This window comes from Serinicoccus sp. CUA-874 (genome assembly GCF_001942225.1).
Lineage (GTDB): Bacteria > Actinomycetota > Actinomycetes > Actinomycetales > Dermatophilaceae > Ornithinicoccus > Ornithinicoccus marinus.
On sequence record NZ_MKJZ01000022.1, the window covers coordinates 309,964 to 326,992 of the forward strand.

Below are 17,029 nucleotides of genomic sequence, written 5' to 3' on the forward strand. Positions count from 1 at the left end.
GCGTCCTGGTCGACCTCGCCCGAGCCCTGCCCGGAGCCGTCGTCCTCGCCGCCGGAGCCCTCGCCCGACCCTTCCTCGCCCGACCCGTCCTCGGTCGGTCCCGAGTCGTCGGCGTCGCCGGCGGTCGCTCCGGAGTCGCCGCCGAAGAGCTCGTCCAGGGCGCCGTCGAGGGTGTCCGACCAGGCGAGGTCGTTGCCGAAGGCCACCACGACGATGCGCTGCAGCGGGTAGGCGTTGTTGCCCTGCGCCTGCACGTAGACCGGCTCGACGTAGAGCAGACCACCGCCCACCGGCAGCGTGAGCAGGTTGCCCAGCCGCACCGTCGAGTCGCTGCTGCGGTTGAGGTTGAGGAACTGGGACAGCGTCTGGCTGAAGGCGTCGGAGTTGGCGTCCGAGGAGTTGATGTCGTTCTGGAACTGCCCCGGCCCGCGGACGGTGGTGTCACGGGGCAGGACCAGCATGCGCATCTGCCCGTAGCCCTCGCGCCGCTCCCCCGCCGTCGCCCCGGCGTCGGCGTCCACGGCCAGGTAGCCGGTGAGGTTCTGGCGCTGGTTGCCGCGCGGGATGTAGGTCGTCGTCAGGCTGAAGGTCGGCTCCTCCTGCCCGGGCATCGCCACCGACAGGTAGTGCGGCGGGATGTCCGGGGGGCTCTCGCCGCCCACGCTCGGGTCCTCGGAGACCGCCCAGAAGTCCTGCCCGGTGAAGAAGGACCCGGCGTCCTGGACGTGGTAGCGGGAGAGGATCTCGCGCTGCACCTTGAACATGTCCTCGGGGTAGCGCAGGTGGTCCATGAGCTGGCCGTCGATCTCGGACAGCGGCTGGACGGTGTTGTCGAAGGCGGCGGACCAGGCCAGGAGCAGCGGGTCCTCCTCGTCCCAGGCATACAGCTCGATCGAGCCGTCATAGGCGTCGACGGTCGCCTTGACCGAGTTGCGGATGTAGTTGACCTCGCCACCGCCGATGGAGGTGACGTTGCTCGCCCCGCTCTGCAGCGAGTCGAGGGTGACCTCGCCCAGCTCCTCCATCTGGCTGTAGGGGTAGCGGTCGCTCACGGTGTAACCGTCGACGATCCACTTCACCCGACCGTCGACCACGGCCGGGTAGGGGTTGCCGTCGAGCCGCAGCCATGGGGCGACCCGCTCGACCCGGTCCCGGGGCTCGCGGACCTCCAGCATCCGGGACTCGGAATTGACCGAGTCCGAGAGCATGATCTCGACCTGGCGGTACTTCACCGCGTAGGCCGCCCGACGCAGCACGTTGCCGATGGCGACGCCCCCGTCACCGTCGTAGGTGTTGCGGACCTCACCGGTGTCCTGGCCGCTGGCCGGGTAGTCGAGCTCCCGCGGAGCCTGGTCCTCGGGCGCCCCCACGATGGAGTACTCCGGGGAGGACTCGCCGAAGTAGATCCGCGGCTCGTAGTCCCCGAGCCCGCCCACCGGCGGGATGTTGCGCTCGTAGAAGATCGGCTCGCCCTCCGGCGAGCGCCGGTTGCCGTAGCCGGCGACGACGCCGAAGCCGTGGGTGTAGACCGTGTGGTCGTTGACCCAGTTGCGCTGGCCCTCGGAGATGCCCTCGAGGTTGAGCTCGCGCACGGCGATGACCGTGTCGACGGTCTCGCCGTCCACCTCGTAGCTGTCGACGTCGAGCGCCTCGGGGAACTGGTAGTAGTTGCGGACGCCCTGGAGCTGCCGGAAGGTCGGGGACACCACCGACGGGTCGACGATGCGGATCCCGGGGATCGTGTCGGCGTCGCTGCGCAGCTGCCCGGACTCGGCCTCGGTCTCGGCGTCGTAGTCGATCATCTCCGCGTCGTCCAGGTCGTAGGCGGTGAGCGTGGAGTCGATCGCCCGCTGGATGTAGGGGGCCTCCAGCTGCGCCTCCGAGGGCCGGACCCGGAACTGCTGGACCAGCGAGGGGTAGGCGCCGCCCAGGACCAGGGCCACGACGAGCAGCCCCACCAGGCTGATGATCGGCAGCCGCCACGACCGGCTCCAGATCGTGGCGATGAAGAAGGCCGCGCACAGCAGCGCCGCCACCGCGAGGATGCTGCGCGTGGGCAGCAGCGCGTTGACGTCGGTGTACGTCATACCAGTGATGCGTTCGTGCTGCGTCATCGACAGCGTGTAGCGCTCGACCCAGTAGCCGGCGGCCCGGACGACGAGCAGGAGACCCAGCAGGACCGCGAGGTGGATGCGGGCGGCCGTGGTCGTGCGCTGCCCCCGGGACCCGGTCTGCAGCTGGATGCCGCCGTAGATGTAGTGGGTCAGCAGGGCCCCGATGAGACTGAGGCCCAGCACCAGGGTCCCGAAGGAGATGAGCATCTGCCAGAACGGCAGGCTGAAGACGAAGAAGCCCACGTCCATGTTGTGATGCGGGTCGACCTCGCCGAAGGGTCGACGGTTCAGGAAGAGCAGGACCGTCTGCCACTGCGCGGCCGCCGCGGTCCCGGCGAAGAGCCCGAGCACCACGGGCCCGGCGATGAAGACCAGCCTGCGGATCGGGTCGAGCGCGCTGCGGTAACGGTCCAGCGCCGCCTGCTCCGGCGTGGAGGGTGCGTAGATCGGCCGGTGCCGCCAGGCAAGCCACAGGCCGGACCAGACGACAGCGGTCGTCAGGGCCGCGGCGAGCACGAACAACCCGACCTGGGTGAGCAGGCGGGTCACCAGGACACCGCGGAACCCGACCGACTCGTACCAGAGGAACTGCGTCCACAGCGTGGCGCCCCATCCCGCGAGCGCCAGCAGGGCCACGACGATGAGGACGGTCGGCAGCAGTCGGCCGCGGGGCAGCCGACCCCCGGGACCCCCACGCTGCGGGCGCGGACGCGGCCCCTGTCCGCCACCCCCGCCGGAACCACCGGACCCTCCGGGGCCTCCGGCGGTGCCACCGGCACCACCCGCGGGCGTGGGGCCCGTACCGGTTGCGGAGGACCCGCTCCCCTGGGTCTCGTCCGGCTCCGGGCCCTGCTCTGGCTCGCGCTCACTCACCGGGCAAGCCTAACTGCCGTCCCTGAGGACCTGGCCCCGGTCCCCGGCCCGGATGCGACGATGGAGGCGTGCCGACCACCGAGACCTCCTCCCCCGACCAGGCCCACCCCGGTCCGCTGCTGCGTGCGGCCGTCGACGTCGAGAAGCACGTGGCGCAGGCCGGGTGGGACCAGCCGCCCCGGCTCTTCGCCCTGGTGCGCACAGCCTGCTCAGGGACCGCGAACCCGCCCTCGCCACCCAGCTGCGCACCCCGGACGACGAGGGCTACACCGCCGTCGAGCAGGAACGGCTCCCCCCGACGCCGGACCTGGAGTCGCTGCTCGGGCGGATGGCCTGGCCCCCCGACGTCGAGGGGGTCGCCCTCGCCATCGAGCGGATCGTGGTGCCGCCCGAGGCAGAACGTGATCTGCCCGAGGACCGTCGGGAGGCGACCGACGCCTGATGGCGCATCCCGCCCGCAAGGACGTCCGGTTGCTCGCCGCGTGCCTGCGGGACGGTGAGCGCACCTGCCTGCTGCGCCAGCGCGACTTCGACGAGGACGACGCGGTCGCGGTCGGCCAGGACCTCGCGCCCGGACTGACGCACGCCCTGGCCGCCACCCTGGTCGAGGAGGACTAACCGGTCTGCTCGGCCTCGTCCTCGAGCTCCTGCTCGCACGTGGGCAGACCCAGCTCGCCGAGCTCCGAGGGCTCGGCGGCCGACACCTCGTCGAGGACCGACAGGGCGTCGTCGAAGGTGGTCACGGGGACGACGGTCAGCCCCCGGGGGTCGGCCTCGGCCACCTCGCCGCAGTTGTCGCTCGGCGCGAGGAAGACCTCGGCGCCCGCCTCGCGGGCGGCATACATCTTCTGGGTGATCCCGCCGATCCCCCCGACACCCCCCGCGCCGGTGATGGTGCCGGTCCCGGCGATCGACCGCCCGCCGGTCAACGGGCCCGGGGTGATCTCGTCGTAGACGGCCAGCGAGAACATCAGCCCGGCGCTCGGACCGCCGACGTTGCCCGCGTCGATCGTGACGTCGTAGGGGTTGTCGTAGACCGGCGCGAGGTAGACGCCCACGATGGTGCGGCCACTCTCCTCGTCCAGCCGGGTCGGCACCTGGAGCTCGAGCTCCTCGCCCGCGCGACGCACGGTCACCGGCACCTCCTCCCCGGGGTCAAAGGCCTGGATCTGGTCCCGCACCGCGGTGGTGTCACCCACCTGCGTACCGGCCACGTCGAGGATCTCGTCCTCCACCTCGAGGACCCCGTCGGCGGGCGCGTCGGCGATCACCTGGGCCACGACGACGCTCTCGGCGATCTCCACTCCCTGGGCCCGGAGGGCGACCACGGCGGCGTCGTCCTGGGAGTGCTGCATGAGCTCGGTGTTCTGCTCCCGCACCTGCTCCGCGGTGACGTCCTCGGGGAAGACCTCCTCGCGGGGGACCACGGACCTGGACGGGTCCAGCGCGCCCCGCAGCGCCTCCCACGCGGTGACGGTGTCCCCCGGGCCCCCTTGCAGCCGGATCGTGGTGAAGTAGAGGTGACCTGTGGCGTCGTCGTAGCTCTCGAGCTCCTGGTCGACGCTGACGACATCCGCGCCGTCGACCTCCCCCAGCGTGTCGTAGACCGGGCCGGGCACGTAGATGACCCGTTGGACCGGGACGAGGTTGAGGAGCGAGCCGATCACCACCCCCACGGCGACGACCACGAGGAGGAGTGCCGAGCGGCGACCGACCCGCGTGTGCGGCGGCTGCTCCAGGGGTGTCGTGCCGGCCTCCGGTCGGTCCGCGGCACCGCCGGTCACAGTCCCACCCACTCGTGCGCCTGGTCGCCGAACTGCTGCCGCTTCCAGACCGGTATGCCCTGCTTCAGCTCCTCGATCAACCGGCGGCCGGCCTCGAAGGCCCGGCCCCGGTGGTCGGCCGAGACCGCGCAGACGACCGCGAGATCACCCACCTCGAGCTGTCCCACGCGGTGCACGGCATACACCCCGCGCACCTCCGCCGGCGCGGCCACGGCGGACGCCAGGTCGCGCAGCCTCGCCTCGGCGTCGGGATGGGCCGAGTAGTCCAGCCGGGTCACCCCTTCGCGACCCCCGTCGTGCTCCCGGACCGTGCCCACGAAGAGCGTCACCGCCCCCGCGCGTGGATGGCGCACCGCGGCGAAGGCCTCGTCCAGCGACAGCGGCTCCCCGCTGACGCCCGCGACGATCGTCTGGTCCTCGGTCACCGCGTCATCATGCCCCATCCGCCACCGGCCCGCGTCGCCCGGCCCGCACCTGGCCGCGGAGGGAACTCTGAGCGGTCCGCAGGTGTTGTCCCGGTGCCGACCGTCACGGCGGTTCGCGACCACGCAGGCCACCCGGTCACGGGTAGTGGCAGGCTGGGCGTCGAGATCGGACGAGAGAAGGACGAGGACGTGGCAGACCAGGAGAACCCCGAACGGCGGGACGAGCCCGACCCCCTGGAGGCGTTGTTCGGCGGCCCGGTGCCGCCCGAGCTGCGCGAGACCCTGAACTCGATGGGCCTGTCCGACCTGGGCCCGGACCAGGTGGCGCAGATGCGCTCACAGATGGAGATGCTGATGGGGTCCGGCGGGGACGACGGGCCGGTCAACTCCGAGCTGGCGCACGACGTCGCACGGCAGGTCGTGGCCGAGCACGGCGACTCCACGATCGGCGGGGCCACCCGTCGTGACGTCGACCAGGTCGTGCAGGTGGCCACGCTGTGGCTGGACCAGGTGACGGACATGCCCCGACCGGAGGGGAGCGCCGTGGCGCTGAGCCGGGCCGAGTGGGTCGAGCGCACGCTCCCGGTGTGGGAGCGGCTGACCACACCGGTCGCCGAGGGGCTCCAGGCGGCCATGACCTCCGCGATGGAGCAGCAGCTCGGCCAGCTGGGTGAGGACGGTGCGCCGTCGATCCCCGGGCTCCCGCCGGGCATGAACCCCGCCGCGATGATGGGCCAGATGACGCCGATGGTGCGGCGCATGGCGTCCAGCATGTTCGGCGGGCAGGTCGGCCAGGCGGTCGGCACCCTGGCCGGGGACGTCCTGTCCGGGACCGAGGTCGGCCTTCCGGTGCTCGGTGACGAGGACGTCGCCATGCTGCCGGCCAACGTCGCCGCCTTCGCCGAGGGGCTCGAGGTCGACAGCGGCGAGGTGCACCTCTACCTCGCGCTGCGGGAGGCCGCCCGGGTGCGGCTCTTCGCCGGCGTCCCGTGGCTCGGTCCGCAGCTCCTGACGGCGGTCGAGGACTACGCCCGGGACATCAAGATCAACACCGAGGGCATCGAGGAGGCCGTGCGGCAGGTGGACCCGCAGGACCCCGAGGCCTTGCATGGCGCACTCGGGGACAGCCTCTTCTCCCCCGAGCCCAGCCCGGCGCAGCAGGCTGCCCTGACCCGCCTGGAGACGCTGCTCGCCCTCGTCGAGGGCTGGGTCGACGTCGTCGCGGACCAGGCCGCGGAGGGGCACCTCCCGCACGCCGAGGCGATGGCGGAGGCGGTCCGTCGCCGGCGGGCCACAGGCGGGCCGGCGGAGAAGACCTTCGCCTCGCTCGTGGGGCTGGAGCTCCGGCCCCGCCGGCTCCGCGACGCCGCCAACCTCTGGGCGGCCCTGGAGTCGAAGCACGGGCGGGACGCCCGAGACGAGGCGTGGGGTCACCCCGACGTCGCGCCGACCGGCGCCGACCTCGACGACCCGCTGGGCTTCGTCGACCGGCACGGTGCGCTCGCGTCCGACCTGACCGTCACCGACGAGGACATCGAGAAGCTCCTCGGTGGCGCGGCAGCGCCCGAGGAGGAGTCCGACGAGGGCCGCGGCGACGAGGGCCCACGACACCCCTGACCTGTGGACAGCGGACCAGGCCCCCGGCCTGGACGTGGCAAGGTCGGCCCATGGGCGAGGGAGGGACCACGCAGCACGGGGTCGCCTGGTGGCCGACCGGGACCGACGGCCGACTCCAGGTGGGTGTCGGTGCCGGCGCCTGGAGGGTGGACGGCTGGGTGCGTCCGGACCATCCGGAGGATCCCGGATGGCAGTTCCTGCGCCGCCTCGGCAGCGCCTCGGCCGCCCCTCCCCGCGACGACCGGGTGCCCGTCGTCCGGGGCGAGGGGCCGGTGGCGGACGCGCTCCGGCTCGCCCTGTGGGCCACCACGTCAGGGAGGGTGTCCGGGCCCGGCGCGGCGGGACGGCGCCGGACGGAGCCCTCGCCGCGGGTGGTGCTCGTCCACGACCACGCCGTGCCGGTGGGCACGGCTCGCGCCCCGGGGGTGGTCGGCCGAGCCGTGCTGCCCGTGGTCGCGCAGACCGCCCGGATCGTCATCGGTCCGTGGACCGGGCTCCCCGGGTCGCCCTGCCTGCACTGCCTGGACCTCCACCGCCGGGATCGCGACCCTGGGTGGCCCGGTGCCGCAGCAGCGCTCGACGACCCGCTCACCGCCCCGCTGCCGCCGGACCATCCGCCGGAGGTGCTCGACGCCGTGACCGCGCTGGTCGTGCTGCTGACGCGGTCAGCCATCCCGCCGGTCTCGCACCGCTCACGAGATCGGCGCCTCCCCGCCGCACCTGGTGGCGCGACGGTGGCCACCGCACCCCGCTGCCCCTGGCACGAGCCGGGGCAGCCGGGGTGGGTCGCCGGCAGGGGTGATGTCTAGGCCGCCACCTCGTCCTTGCGCGGGCGTCCGCGCGGGCGCTTGCGCGGCACCACCCGTCCCTGGAGCAGCAGCTGCCCGCCCCAGACACCCCAGGGCTCACGACGCTCCAGAGCGCCGGCGAGACACATCTCGCGCAGGGGGCACGGGCCGCACAGCTCCTTGGCGTGCTCGACCTCCGCCGGAAGCTCGGCGAACCACAGGTCCGCGGGGTGCTCCCGGCACGGCAGGTCGCCGTCCCCGCGGGCGACGAGGTGCGGGCCTGAGCCCCTGTCGGTCATCTGCTGCTGCCGGCGCGCTGGGCGGTACACGGCGGTTCCTTCCTGATGTCGGTGCTGGTGCTCGTGCGAGGTGCTGGTCGTCACTGCGATCTCGATTTCGTGGAGGTGGGGTCCGAGGAGACCGGTCGTGACGCCGATGCCGGCGGGCAACGAGAACGGCCGCGGATCCTCGGGGAGGACTCGCGGCCGGAGAGCGGAAGGAAGGATGCCTTCTACGGTGTCCGGGAGGAGCCCAGGCCCAGGGCGGGGTCGACAGCGTGCGGGGACGTCGTCTCGACGGCGGGGCCGAAGGACCCCGGGACGAACGCACCGGACACGCGGAGGGCGTCGCGGTGGCGACGGCTCCGGAGGGTGGGCGTGGCGTCGGTCGAGCAGACGGCGAGTCCGCCGGTGACGATCATGTTCTCCATCGTGGTCCACCCTCCTCTCGTCTGTGCGCGACCCCAGCACCGCACGGGCGTGGGCTTGACTCCGTCACTGTATTCCGGTGCCGCGCCCGACCGCAACGGTATTTACCGGCGGGTCGGTCCCGACCGGTGCAGCCCGGGCTACGGGACCTCGTGACTGGTGCCCTCGGCCAGGATGCTGAGCACCGCCTCGCCGTAGAGATCGAGCTTGCGCTCCCCCACGCCGGAGATCTGCGCCAGCGCCTGCTGGTCCCGCGGTGCACGCTCGGCGATCGCGATCAGGGTCGCGTCGGTGAAGACGACATAGGCCGGCACAGAGCCCTCCTGCGCGACCTGGCGCCGCCACTCACGCAGTGCCTCGAAGACCTGCTCGTCGTAGGTCGGCGGACAGTCCGAGCACCGGCCGATCTTTCGCTCGGCGGCGGCCGACAGGATCGCCGAGCAGGTCCGGCAGGTCCGCGGCGGGGCCGGCGTGCGGCGCCTCTCCCGACGGCGCGTCGGCCCGGTCGACGCCGGGACGCCCAGCACACCCGCAGCGGGGCCGAGGAAACGGGACAGCGACCGGGTGCTGCGTGCGCCAGGGGTGCGCGCGCCGGCCCAGCTGAGCTCGAGGCGCGCTCGCGCCCGGGTCAGCCCGACGTAGAGCAGCCGGCGTTCCTCCTCCACGCGCTCCGCGGTGTCGGCGAGCGTGATGGGCAGCAGGCCCTCGCTGCAGCCGACGAGGAAGACCGCATCCCACTCCAGACCCTTCGCCGCGTGCAGGGATGCCAGCGTGATGCCCTGCACCGTGGGCGCGTGCTGCTCGGCAGCCCGCCGGTCGAGCTCGACGACCAGGTCACCGAGCCGGGCCTGCGGGGACTGGCCGGCCAGCGAGTCGGCCAGGAGGGCGAGCGCCTGCAGGCTCTCCCAGCGCTCCCGGACAGATCCCGATCCCTGCGGAGGTCGGGGGGCCCAGCCGGCCCCGGCCAGCACGTGACGCACCAGATCGCCGAGCGCGCTGCTGCCGTCGTCCGACCGCACGGCCCCGCGCAGCAGCAGGATCGCGTTGCGCACCTCGGAGCGGGAGAAGAAGCGCTCGCCGCCGCGGACCAGGTAGGGGATGCCGCCCCGGGCCAGCGCGTTCTCGATCACCTCCGACTGACTGTTGGTGCGGAACAGCACGGCGATCTCGCTCGGCGGGACACCCTCCTCGAGCAGCCGCGACACGGCGTCGGCGGTGCCCTGCGCCTCCGCCTCGTCGTCCGCGTAGGAGATGAGCGTCGGCGCCGGACCGTCCGCGGACTGCGCGACCAGCGTCCCGGGGCGTTGTCCGCCGCCCGGGGCGGGTCGCGCGCCGAGCACGAGGTTGGCCAGGTGCACCACCTGCGGGGTGCTCCGGTAGTTGCGCACGAGCGCCACCCGGCGCGCCTCCGGGTACTGACGGGTGAAGCCCAGGAGATGGTCGGCGCTGGCCCCGGTGAAGGAGTAGATCGACTGGGCCGGGTCCCCGACCACGCAGACGTCCTGGCGCCGTCCGCGCCAGAGCTCGAGGAGCCGTTGCTGCAGCGGGTTCACGTCCTGGTACTCGTCGACGACGAAGTGGCGGTACTGCTGGTGGATCGCGGCGGCGATCTGGGGGTGCTCGTCCAGCATGCCCACGGTCAGCAGCAGGACGTCCTCGAAGTCGATGACGTGCCGCTCGGCGCAGACCTCGTGGTAGCTGTCCATCAGCCGGGCCATCGCCGTCGCGTCCAGGTCGGCGACCTGCCTGCCCTGCCGCTGCGCGCGGGCCGGGTAGGTCTGCGCGGTGAGCATCGACACCTTGGCCCACTCGATCTCGGCGGACGCGTCCCGCAGCGCCGCCCGGTCGAGGCGCAGGTGGAGCCGCCCGGCCGCCTCCGCGACGGCCGGCGCCTTGTGCGCGACGACCGTGGGCGGTGGTCCGCCGACCGCCTGCGGCCAGAAGTACTGCAGCTGGCGCAGCGCAGCGGCATGAAAGGTCCTGGCCTGGACCCCGGCGACACCCAGCCCCCGCAGCCGGGTCCGCATCTCCCCCGCGGCCCGGGCGGTGAACGTCACCGCGAGCACCCGGTCGGGCGGGTAGGCGCCGCTGGCCACGCCGTAGGCGATGCGATGGGTGATGGCGCGCGTCTTGCCCGTCCCTGCCCCGGCGAGGACGACCATCGGACCGAGGGGCGCGCTTGCCACCTCACGCTGCTCCGGGTCGAGGCCGTCCAGCAACCGGTCGGGGTCGGGCGGGGCCGACCCGCTCACCGGGGGACCGCCGGGCCGTCGCCCGGGAGCGCCGCGCCGTACCACTCCTGGATCAGCCGGTGCGCGATGGAGACCCGGGAGGGCAGCGTCAGCCGGCCCGACCGTATGCCCTCGTCCAGCTCGGCGCGGGAGTACCACCCCGCGGAGCGCAGCTCGCTCTCCTGGACGCGCAGGTCGGTGTCCAGCGCGCGGGCGCGGTAGCCCACCATCAGCGACGCCGGGAACGGCCACGGCTGGTTGCCGCGGTAGCGCAGGTCGGTCACGGTGACGCCGACCTCCTCGGCAACCTCGCGGGTCACGGCTGCCTCCAGCGACTCTCCCGCCTCGACGAAACCGGCGAGCACCGACACGCGCCCCTCCGGCCAGGGCAGCCCGGTCGCGAGGAGCAAGCGGTCGTCCTCGTCGGTGACCGCCATGATCACCGCGGGGTCGGTGCGTGGGTGGTGCTGGGAACCGTCGCGCGGGCACCGGCGCACCCAGCCGCCCTGCACGACCTCGGTGGCCGAGCCGCAGCGCGGGCAGTGACCGTGCCGCGCGTGCCAGCCCTGCAGCGCCGTGGCCGCCGTCAGCAACCCCGCATCGGCGTCGTCGAGGTCTGCACCCACCTCCCGCAGACCGGCCCAGGAGCCTCCTGCGGCACCCGAGCCCCGCTCGTCGCCGTCTGCCTCTCGGGCGGTTGTCACCGCGACGTAGTCGACCCCCGCGTGCCTCCCGAGGAACCAGGCTCCCGCCCGGGGTCCTCGGGCTCCGGCGCACGCAGCCGCAGCCGCGCAGGATCGCGCTCGACCGGGGCCGTCGCGCCGCGCAGCTCCAGCACTCTCGTCGCCGGACGTCCCAGCATCGCCGCCAGCTCGGGGTCGTCGGTGCGGACGCTCGCCCACCGATCGACCCGTGACCGGGAGAGGGCGAGGTCGAGATAGGTCTCGTCGGCTGCCGTCACCCGTCCACTGTAGGCGTCCCCACCGACGAGCTTGGGGGCGTGCCGGGGGGATTGCCGCGCGTCGGCGTCGGCACGGCATACCGTGGGAGCCGTGATGCGTACAGACCTGGCCCTGGCAGCCCTCGCGAGCGCCGCTGTCCCGGGGATGAAGCCGGTGGCCGTGGCGGGGATGGGTGTCGAGCCGGGCGAGGAGACCGAGCTCCAGCAAGCGGTCGTGGAGGACGCCACCGGTCGGCGCTGGCTGGTCCGGTCACCGTTGTCCGCCGTGACCGGCGCGAGGTTGCGCCGCAACGACGAGCTGGTGCGACAGCTCTCGCGCCACGTGCCTTCAAGGTGCCCGCACCCGTGGGCTACGCGGCCGTCGGTCAGGAGGGCCACGCCGCGGTCTATCCGCACGTCGAGGGGTCGACGCTGGACTTCGCCCAGCTCCCGCCGGGGACCGGGCTCGCCCACGCGGTGGGTCGTGCCCTCGCGGCCGTCCACAACATCCCCGTCGCTGTCTTCGAGCAGCAGGACGTGCCGTACTTCGACGCCTCCGGCTGCCGTCAGCGGCTCATCTCCGAGGTCGACCGGGCCGCCGAGTCCGGACGGGTGCCGACCCGGCTGCTGGCGCGGTGGGAGGAGGCCTTCGACGCGGCCCCGCTGTGGCAGTTCGCCAGCACCCCCGTCCACGGCGCGTTCCGCGGTGGGACGGTCGTGGTGGCCTTCGCCGACGACACGGCCGACAGCGGCAGGGTCGTCGCCGTCACCGACTGGGACGAGGCGATGGTCGGCGACCCGGCCGCGGACCTGGCCGACCTCTACAGCCGTGCCTCGCCCGAGGCCTGGGACGCCGTGCTGGACAGCTACGCACTGGCCCGCGCCCAGCGCCCGGACCCCTACCTGCACGCCCGGGCCCGCCTCCTCGCCGAGACCCGGAGGTTGCGCGGCCTCGCGCATCACGTCTCAGTGGGCGACGAGGATGCCGCCCGGCGGGTCGTCGAGGCGCTGCGCCGGATGGACCGGCTCACCGAGGACGAGGACTCCCTGGTGCCGGTGACGGCGCGCGGCGCGGGGACGGCCGCCGTGACGACGGGCGGGCACGCCTCGTCGGCGGCGTCCGATCCGGAGGACGCCGGCCCGAGCGCGGACGACCCTGGGATGGACGGGCCGAAGCCGCAGCACCTCGACGGCTCCGTGGGCGATGACAGTGTCGAGACCCAGACCGCAGCCGAGGTCGAGAGCGAGGTCGAGGCCGAGCCCGAGGTCGTCGAAAGCACGGGCGACGACGACGTCGACAGCACCGACGACGAGGACGACGCGCTCGACGACCCCGGTCTCGACGACACGGCGCAGCCCGATCCCTTCCTGGACGACGGCGACCCGCACCCGCACCCGGACGACCGGTCCTCCGAGCCCGACACGGACATCACCGCGGAGGTCCCGGTGCCGGAGCCGCAGCGGATCCAGCAGGAGCCCCAGGACGACTCGTCGCCGGGAGCCGAGGACGGGCCCAGGCCGGATGCCGACGAGGACGACTCCACGCCGGGAGCCGAGGATGGCTCCGCGCCGAAGGCCGACAGGCGCTCATCCGGCGCGGAGCTGCTCGACGACGACACCCGACTGCACGACCTCTACGGCATGCCGCCGGAGGAGGACCCCCGCAGCTGATGGGGGTCGTCGACCAGGAGCTCCTCGAGCACGTCCTCGGTCGGCAGCTCCGGACGGACCGTGGTCCCCGTCGCCGCGTAGAAGAAGGCTGCGCCGACCTCCTCGACCTCCCTCCCGGTCAGTCGTGCGAAGGCCAGCCGGTAGACGGCCAGCTGGAGCGCACGCACCCGCTGCTGGTCGGGGCTCCCTGGTGAGCCCGTCTTCCAGTCGACGAGGGTGACCCGACCGTCGCCGTCGTCGAAGACGGCGTCGATCCGACCGGCGACGGTGCGCCCGGCCACCGTGGTCTGGACCGGGACCTCCACCGCGACCGGGGTGCGGTCGGCCCACTCGCTCGCGAGGAAGTGTTGTCGCAGCCCGCGCAGGTCCGGCGCCTGCGTCGATCTCGCCCCGGCGTCCAGGTCGTCGAGGTCGACGAGGGTCGCCGAGGCGTAGTGCTGCTCGACCCAGGCGTGGAACTCCGTCCCCACCCGCGCGTGCGGCGCAGGTGGGGTCGGTAGCGGACGACGCAGCGCCTCGACGAAGGCCGCGCGGTCGGCGGCGAGCTCCACGACAGCAGAGGTGGACAGGTGGGCCGGGAGGGACACCTCGGACTCCGGTTGGTGCCTCCGGGCCCGTTCGGCCAGGAGCAGACGGACCGTCGACTCCCACGACTCCTCGTCGGGCTCGACGGTGCGCGTCGACTCTCGGGTGGCGTGCTCCGCCACCAGCGCTGCCGCCACGTCCTGGACCGCCGCCCGTCGCTCGTCGCGGACCATCGGCCGGGGCCAGTCTGCACTGAGCTGCTCGTCCAGACGCGGGTTGCGCATCTGCGCCGGCTCGTCCGGGTCGGGCAGGTCTGCCCACGGACCGACCCGGACGTCGGGCCGGGCACGCAGCTCCTCCAGGAAGCGGGAGGTCACCCGTGGGCGCAGCCCGGTCGACCAGACCGGTGCGGTGAGGAGCAGTCGGTGCCGCGCCCGGGTGAGGGCGACGTAGGCCAGGCGGCGTTCCTCCTCGACGGCGTAGCGCCCCTGGGCGAGGTAGAGCTCCTCCAGCCGGGATCGCAGGTCGCGGGTGTGCACCACCGAGGACCAGGCGATGTCGGGGCGGCCGGCCCGGTCACCGCGCAGCGGCGTGGGAAGCTTGCCGATCCCGACGAGCCAGCCCTTCTCCGCGCGTGGCTTGACCCGCCAGGTGCCCTCGCGGTGCTCCGGCGTGGTCCGACCCGCCGGAAAGGTGCCCTCGACCATGCCCGGCACCGCCACGACGTCCCACTCCAGACCCTTGGCCGCATGCACGGTCAGCACCTGCACCGCCGCCGTGTCGACGGACACCTCGGCCAGCTCGGGCACCTCGGCGTCCTCCAACCCGCGCTCGTGCTCGCGAGCCGCGTCCAACCAGTCCAGGAACCCGCCCAGGCTCACCCGCTGGGCGCTGTGCGCATAGCCGGCCGCGACCTCCGCGAGGGCGTCGATCGGCGCCCTCCCCCAGGTGGGGTGCAGGTCGGGATCTGCCGCCACCTCGATGTCCAGCCCCAACAGGCGCTCGCTCTCGACGACGAGGTCGGCCAGCGGCAGGCTCGTCAACGAGCGCACCCGCCGCACCACCTCCGCCAACCACGACACCCGGCGTGCGCCGGTCTCCGACATCCGCTCGCCGCCGGGCCCGGTCCAGCCCTCGCCGGGCGGTCGCTCCACCGCCTCGGCCAGCACGGGGGCATGGTCACGCTCCCCCGGCACCGCGCCACCGCTCCGGGCGAGCTCGCCGGCCCTCGCCCACAGGGCGTCCACGTCCGCGGCACCGAGCCGGCACACCGGCCCGGCCAGCAACCGGATCAGCTGGTCGCCGCGCGTCGGCTCCTGCGCCACCCACAGCAGGGCGACGAGGTCGAGCACCTCGGGGGTGTCGAGCAGTCCCCCGAGGCCCACCACCTCCACCGGGAGGCCGCGGCGGCGCAACGCATCGACGACCGGGGCGAACTGCGAGCGGGCCCGGCACAGCACCGCGGCGGTGACACGGGACGAGTTCTCCCACCGCTGCCGCACCCAGTCGGCCACGTGCTCGGCCTCGACGACGTGGTCGGTCAGGCGGGCGACCTCGAGGAGCCCGGGCCCGGCGCCGAGACGGGCGCGCAGGGTCTCGACCGGGACCGCGGCCTCCTCCCGCAGCGGCGCGGCGACGACGTTGGCCGCGTCGAGCACGGCGGCGTCGTTGCGCCAGGACGTGCTCAGCTGGAGCACCGGGGCAGGCACCCCCTCGAGGGCGAAGTCGCGCGGGAAGCGTGTGAGGGTCGTGGCGCTGGCCCCGCGCCAACCGTAGATGGACTGGTGCGGGTCGCCGACCGCGGTGATCGGCAGCTCCCGGCCCGCGAAGAGGGACGTGAGCAGCACCATCTGCGCCTCCGAGGTGTCCTGGAACTCGTCCAGCAGCACTGCCCCGTAGCGTGCGCCCTCCATCTCCGCGACCGCCGGCACGTCCCGCGCCAGTCGGGCCGCGAGCGCCATCTGGTCCCCGAAGTCGAGCGCTCCACGCGCCGTCTTGGCCTGCCGGTAGGCCTGGACCACGGGATAGAGCAGGGCCTGCCGGCGCAGGTCGGCCGCGAGGTCCCGCCCGGTCTTGAGCGGTCGTCCCTCGTGCGGGAGGTCCTCCACCCGGCGGACCAGGTCGTGCAGGAAGGCGTGGGCGTCGTCAGCCTCGACAAGGTGCTCGCCGAGCTCGGCGGACAGGGAGATGACCGCACGGACGACGGTGCTCGCTGCGCTGGTCATGCCGCTCATGTCGCCCGTGTAGCGGGTCACCACGTCGTGGGCGAGCTGCCAGCAGGCGGCCTCCGACAGGAGCACCGCGTCCGGCTCGACGCCGAGCCGGAGGCCGTGCTCGGTCACGAGCCGACCCGCGTAGGCGTGGTAGGTCGAGATGGTCGGGAGGTCGAAGCCGTCCGTGCCGGACGCCTCGGTGCCCCCGGGGGACCACACCCCCGCCTCCCGCAGCTGCCGCAGCCGGGACGTGAGCCGCGACGCCAGCTCCAGCGCGGCCTTGCGGGTGAAGGTCAGGCCCAGCACGTCCTGCGGACGGACCAGGTCGTTGGCCACGAGCCACAACACCCTGGAGGCCATCGTCTCCGTCTTGCCGGAGCCGGCCCCGGCGACCACCACGCCGGGACGCAACGGCGCGGTGATGACCGCCGACTGCTCGGGGGTCGGCTCCGGGGCTCCCAGCGCCGAGGCCAGGTCCTGCGGGGACCACCGCGGCTGCGCCGTCGTCATCGTGAGGCTCCTTCGGGCTGGAGCGGGCAGGCGAAGCGCGCCGGGCAGCGCCGACAGCGACGCTCCAGGTCGCGCGCGGTGAACCCGGCGCCGGCCATTCCTGCGGCAGCCTCCCTGATCGTGCGTCTCGCGTGGGCCGGGTCGTCCGCCTCGCCCAGGGGTGGCTGCGCCTGCTCCACCGCACCTGAGGCGCCGAGCTGCACCAACCGGGCACCGCCGCTGCGGGAGCCGAGCTCACCGAAGGCGCCCTCGGTCACCGCCACCTGATAGGCCGCGAGCTGGGCGTGCTGCTCCACGTCGCCTTCGGCACCGGGGTGCTCCCGGTCTTGAGGTCCGCGACGACCAGGGCGCCCTCGCTGGTGCGCTCCAACCGGTCGACGGCCCCGACGAGACGTGCGTCCCGGCCGCGCTCGCGATCCTGGTCGTCCGCAGCACCGAGCAGCACCGACAGGTCGAGCTCGCTGCCGACGAGCTCCCGGCCGGCGGCCCGCGCCCGGGCGACGTAGTCGGCATACCTCTCCAGCATCCGTCGGGCATCCTGCTGGGCGCGCTCCGAGACCCACCCCTCCACCAGCCCCAGGTCGTCCCAGCGCCGGTCCAGCTCGGCGGTGAGCTCAGGCACGGAGCGTCC

General features: G+C 73.7%; 11 protein-coding genes and 3 pseudogenes. 4 read left to right on the forward strand and 10 right to left on the reverse strand.

Annotated features, from left to right (window positions below; all coding sequences use genetic code 11):
• Positions 1 to 431: 431 nt before the first annotated feature.
• Positions 432 to 2,987, reverse strand: a pseudogene (locus tag BJF80_RS08275) (UPF0182 family membrane protein); the annotation flags it as partial.
• Between the two features lie 149 nt (positions 2,988 to 3,136).
• Between BJF80_RS08275 and BJF80_RS21770 the strand changes: the two are divergent.
• A pseudogene (locus BJF80_RS21770) lies at positions 3,137 to 3,605 on the forward strand (PPA1309 family protein).
• On the opposite strand, the gene BJF80_RS08285 reads toward BJF80_RS21770, so the two are convergent.
• Positions 3,602 to 4,771: a YlbL family protein gene (locus BJF80_RS08285; RefSeq protein ID WP_083673542.1), complete on the reverse strand. Its 1,170-nt coding sequence runs from the start codon at positions 4,769 to 4,771 to the stop codon at positions 3,602 to 3,604. The pseudogene BJF80_RS21770 and the gene BJF80_RS08285 sit on opposite strands and share 4 nt — an antisense overlap.
• Positions 4,768 to 5,196, reverse strand: a complete 429-nt coding sequence (locus BJF80_RS08290) for a molybdenum cofactor biosynthesis protein MoaE (RefSeq protein ID WP_321166367.1) — start codon at positions 5,194 to 5,196, stop codon at positions 4,768 to 4,770. The genes BJF80_RS08285 and BJF80_RS08290 overlap by 4 nt, the downstream gene beginning before the upstream one ends.
• Positions 5,197 to 5,385: 189 nt before the next feature.
• Here BJF80_RS08290 and BJF80_RS08295 point away from each other — a divergent pair, with 189 nt between their 5' ends.
• Together BJF80_RS08295 and BJF80_RS08300 are read left to right on the forward strand one after the other, a co-directional pair.
• Positions 5,386 to 6,813: a zinc-dependent metalloprotease gene (locus BJF80_RS08295; RefSeq protein WP_075812931.1), complete on the forward strand. Its 1,428-nt coding sequence runs from the start codon at positions 5,386 to 5,388 to the stop codon at positions 6,811 to 6,813.
• A gap of 50 nt (positions 6,814 to 6,863) precedes the next feature.
• Positions 6,864 to 7,622 carry a hypothetical protein gene (locus BJF80_RS08300; RefSeq protein ID WP_075812788.1) on the forward strand — a complete coding sequence of 253 codons (759 nt, stop codon included), beginning with the start codon at positions 6,864 to 6,866 and terminating at the stop codon, positions 7,620 to 7,622.
• Here BJF80_RS08300 and BJF80_RS08305 read toward each other — a convergent pair.
• The 5 genes from BJF80_RS08305 to BJF80_RS19990 form a co-directional block, all read right to left on the reverse strand.
• Positions 7,619 to 7,900 carry a WhiB family transcriptional regulator gene (locus BJF80_RS08305; protein WP_075812933.1) on the reverse strand — a complete coding sequence of 94 codons (282 nt, stop codon included), beginning with the start codon at positions 7,898 to 7,900 and terminating at the stop codon, positions 7,619 to 7,621. The two genes, BJF80_RS08300 and BJF80_RS08305, sit on opposite strands and share 4 nt — an antisense overlap.
• A 212-nt stretch (positions 7,901 to 8,112) precedes the next feature.
• Positions 8,113 to 8,310, reverse strand: coding sequence for a hypothetical protein (locus BJF80_RS08310; RefSeq protein WP_022925042.1), 198 nt, complete (start codon positions 8,308 to 8,310; stop codon positions 8,113 to 8,115).
• Positions 8,311 to 8,448: 138 nt separating this feature from the next.
• Positions 8,449 to 10,560: an ATP-dependent DNA helicase UvrD2 gene (locus BJF80_RS08315; RefSeq protein ID WP_075812790.1), complete on the reverse strand. Its 2,112-nt coding sequence runs from the start codon at positions 10,558 to 10,560 to the stop codon at positions 8,449 to 8,451.
• Positions 10,557 to 11,243, reverse strand: coding sequence for an NAD(+) diphosphatase (gene nudC, locus BJF80_RS08320; RefSeq protein WP_237767492.1), 687 nt, complete (start codon positions 11,241 to 11,243; stop codon positions 10,557 to 10,559). Before nudC ends, BJF80_RS08315 begins: the two co-directional genes overlap by 4 nt.
• The gene (locus BJF80_RS19990; RefSeq protein WP_237767493.1) at positions 11,240 to 11,728 is read right to left on the reverse strand and encodes a hypothetical protein; all 489 of its coding nucleotides are present in this window, start codon (positions 11,726 to 11,728) and stop codon (positions 11,240 to 11,242) included. Before BJF80_RS19990 ends, nudC begins: the two co-directional genes overlap by 4 nt.
• 9 nt (positions 11,729 to 11,737) lie before the next feature.
• On the opposite strand from BJF80_RS19990, the gene BJF80_RS08325 reads away from it, so the two are divergent.
• Complete coding sequence (locus BJF80_RS08325) at positions 11,738 to 13,150, forward strand: phosphotransferase (protein WP_269087386.1); 1,413 nt, start codon at positions 11,738 to 11,740, stop codon at positions 13,148 to 13,150.
• On the opposite strand, the gene BJF80_RS08330 is transcribed toward BJF80_RS08325, so the two are convergent.
• Positions 13,114 to 16,398 (reverse strand): ATP-dependent helicase, encoded by a 3,285-nt coding sequence (locus BJF80_RS08330; protein WP_075812794.1) that lies wholly within the window; start codon positions 16,396 to 16,398, stop codon positions 13,114 to 13,116. The genes BJF80_RS08325 and BJF80_RS08330 overlap by 37 nt on opposite strands.
• Positions 16,395 to 17,020 (reverse strand): annotated as a pseudogene (locus BJF80_RS20730) (RecB family exonuclease). Before BJF80_RS20730 ends, BJF80_RS08330 begins: the two are co-directional and overlap by 4 nt.
• Positions 17,021 to 17,029: the final 9 nt, after the last annotated feature.